Origin of the sequence: Halorubrum halophilum (assembly GCF_000739595.1) — an archaeon.
GTDB classification, from domain to species: domain Archaea; phylum Halobacteriota; class Halobacteria; order Halobacteriales; family Haloferacaceae; genus Halorubrum; species Halorubrum halophilum.
The window spans coordinates 1-2,578 of record NZ_BBJP01000066.1 but is presented as its reverse complement, the minus strand read 5'-3'; the positions used below and the strand labels follow the sequence as shown (position 1 = coordinate 2,578).

3 protein-coding genes and 1 rRNA gene are annotated in these 2,578 nt (G+C 53.0%); 2 read left to right on the top strand and 2 right to left on the bottom strand.

Translation table 11 applies throughout. The annotated features are described in order from the left end of the window. Positions 1-224 precede the first annotated feature (224 nt). Positions 225-346: ribosomal RNA gene (gene rrf / locus ACP96_RS15265) — 5S ribosomal RNA — on the top strand. Positions 347-670: 324 nt separating this feature from the next. Here the strand turns inward: rrf and ACP96_RS15260 are convergent. Then, positions 671-1,579, bottom strand: a complete 909-nt coding sequence (locus ACP96_RS15260; protein ID WP_050033972.1) for a restriction endonuclease — start codon at positions 1,577-1,579, stop codon at positions 671-673. Between the two features lie 189 nt (positions 1,580-1,768). On the opposite strand from ACP96_RS15260, the gene ACP96_RS19375 reads away from it, so the two are divergent. After that, the gene (locus ACP96_RS19375) at positions 1,769-2,164 is read left to right on the top strand and encodes a hypothetical protein (RefSeq protein WP_202593975.1); all 396 of its coding nucleotides are present in this window, start codon (positions 1,769-1,771) and stop codon (positions 2,162-2,164) included. On the opposite strand, the gene ACP96_RS15255 is transcribed toward ACP96_RS19375, so the two are convergent. Beyond that, the coding region (locus tag ACP96_RS15255; protein WP_154020497.1) for a zinc ribbon domain-containing protein at positions 2,143-2,578 on the bottom strand (436 nt) is incomplete at its 5' end. The genes ACP96_RS19375 and ACP96_RS15255 overlap by 22 nt on opposite strands.

Genomic DNA, 2,578 nt, shown 5'->3' with positions numbered 1-2,578 from the left:
TAATAAAAAAGGATGATGTACGCACCGAGGCAACGAGGTGTTGAGTCCACGAGCACTAACAGACCGAAGCCACAGTCATACGGCACTGACACCACAGTTCGTATGAGTTCAGGCGGTAACTGGATCGCACGCATACACGGTTGACCGATCATTCGATCGGAACCACCGACACAGGCGTCTCTCTCAGCGTGAGAGAGTCTCGGTTCGAGACCGAGAGTCGGCGTAAAGGCGGCCAGAGCGGTGGGGAAACACCCGTACCCATTCCGAACACGGAAGTTAAGCCCACCAGCGTACCGGGAAGTACTGGAGTGAGCGATCCTCTGGGAACCGCGGTTCGCCGCCTGCCCATTCATCGGGAGGATATACTCCCACCTTCAGCCCACGGACGCGGCGTCCGTGGGCTGCTTTGCTGTATAGAGCTGTTCTGGAACACATCTTTCGCCGGGTATACCGAAAAAGATCGTCGATGACACGTTTCCCAATTTACCAAACTTGAGGCGAGAATGTCCGCTCCTCGACGAGCAAGTAGGGAAGAGGTGAATCACTACATCGGCGACGCCGCTGCCGAATCGACGAGCGAGTACTCCCGGTCCCGACTCGTCCCCTCCGCTTCAAGGAGGCTGTACCGAATGTTGAGGCGACCGTCCTTGGTGCGTGACCTTGAGGCGATTCACTCCTGGACGAGCCGAAGTAAGCTCCAGTCGAACGACTTTCTCAGCAACAGATAGCCCAAAAGAAACGGTGTACTTGGATCGCTTTGCTCTCGATGCGCCTCGATTTGCGATAACGCAGATTTCAATTTCCCACTGTCTCCTAGTATCGCAACCACCTGTCTCACCGAGAGATCGTAGCTAAGAATATACGGATCCACACCCGTTCCCTGCTGATCGTCGAAGTATTCGGAAACGGGCTCATTGAGATTCAGCTTCTCGAATCCGTCTCGAACTAGTGTTTTTGCGCCGGTAGAGAGTGTAACAGTCAGTACGACATCGGCTTTGCTTGTCTCCGATTCGAGACTTGTGATTCGGTCGACCAAGCGAATATCGAAGTCCAACAGTTCTGACAGAGCGATATCAACCTCTTTGGCCCATGCCTTCACGAAATGATCGTTGCAGGGGATACGGAGTCGGTGAGCAACTTTCACTGCATTAGCGAGTGGTGACTCAGTGAGCTTCACGAAATTGGTAATGGGTATTTTATACTCCAGCGCCAGTTCTGCCAATTGACTCCCGTCGACCAGTTCGACGTCTAAGTCACGACCAAGGGTTTCTGCTGGCGTAGTGAATTCGGCAGATGTTACGATAATGACGCGGTCGATCGTTTCGTTCTGCTGATAAAGGGTAGCATAGTTTCGAACCTCTTGGCTCCCAACAGTGTTCCCCTCTCCATACTGTTTGACTTGGATGGCGAGTGTGACACCGTCTTGCCTTGCTTCAACATCGATTCCCCGATCCCAGCTTTGCTGTCGAACTGTCGTGGCAAACCCCTGCGCTGACCACACTTCAGCGACGAATTCCTCAAACTCGTAGGGCGACAGCTCTCGCATCTGGCCTTTCGTATGGGCGACAGACGACGGCATCTACTTATACCCCATTTGGTCTGTGGAAATAGTTCTTTGTTACGTGGGTCAGGGTCGATCATCTTTAGATAGGATGATTCGCTCTGTTGATATCCTTAAGCACAGATAGGGTTGCCGTGCGAGATACAGAGAATGAATCCAACAAGGTGTCCGCAATCAATTTCTAAACAGGCGCTTCAATGAGTGGATATGGTTGATGATCCGACGATCCCTCTCGGAGATATTCGGCAAGAAGACCCCGGTAGCGACCGACAGGGAGCATTCAAGCGAGGCTGGACTGCTGCTGTTAAAGATCTCAGCGACAGCGATACGACGTCAAAATATACAGAGGGTCCACCGCCAGAGAGACTAATATGGGATAATCTCGGCTATCGCCTGGGGAGCCTATTTAATGAGACAGATGATGACCTTCGACAGGAACTCTTCCAATGGTGTGTTAAAAAGCAAAGTCGTGAATTGCAAAGACGCGAACCATCACAGCAATGCGAGCAAATTGACATCCTCCCCGCGCTGAAGCGCGAGGATTCCCACGGCACCGCACCGCTGGGTTGGGATATTGTGGTTTACGACGTAACCCGTTCTTGAGGTGCGAACGCACCAGTTTCCTTGTCAAACAGGAACGTCGATGGCTGTGCCAACCAGCCGTTACTCCTATCACCGCCATCCGTGGCGGGACTTGGAGATACTTTCTGCCGAATGTTCTCAGCGCCGTTCACATCTGCGTTCGCTACTGTACCGCACTCATCGCAGACATACAGTCCGCGTTCAACACGGTTGGCTTCATGCTTCCGGCCACAGCACGAACACGATTTCGAGGTATCCCGCTCAGACACTTGCTCGACCGTGATACTTTCCATCTCGGCTTTGTATTCGAGCAGGTCGCTGAACCGGTCGAACGCCCACGAGTGCAGGTCAAGATTACCGTGCTTGCCCCAGTCCTTCGACTCGCTGTTCTCCTCATCCTCACGGATGCCGGAGAGATCGCAACGCCTCTGCGCT

Bases quoted from the DNA above. Each gene is read 5' to 3' on its own strand.
- ACP96_RS15260 (WP_050033972.1), bottom strand. From the start codon at position 1,579: ATGCCGTCGTCTGTCGCCCATACGAAAGGCCAGATGCGAGAGCTGTCG.
- ACP96_RS19375 (WP_202593975.1), top strand. From the start codon at position 1,769: ATGGTTGATGATCCGACGATCCCTCTCGGAGATATTCGGCAAGAAGAC.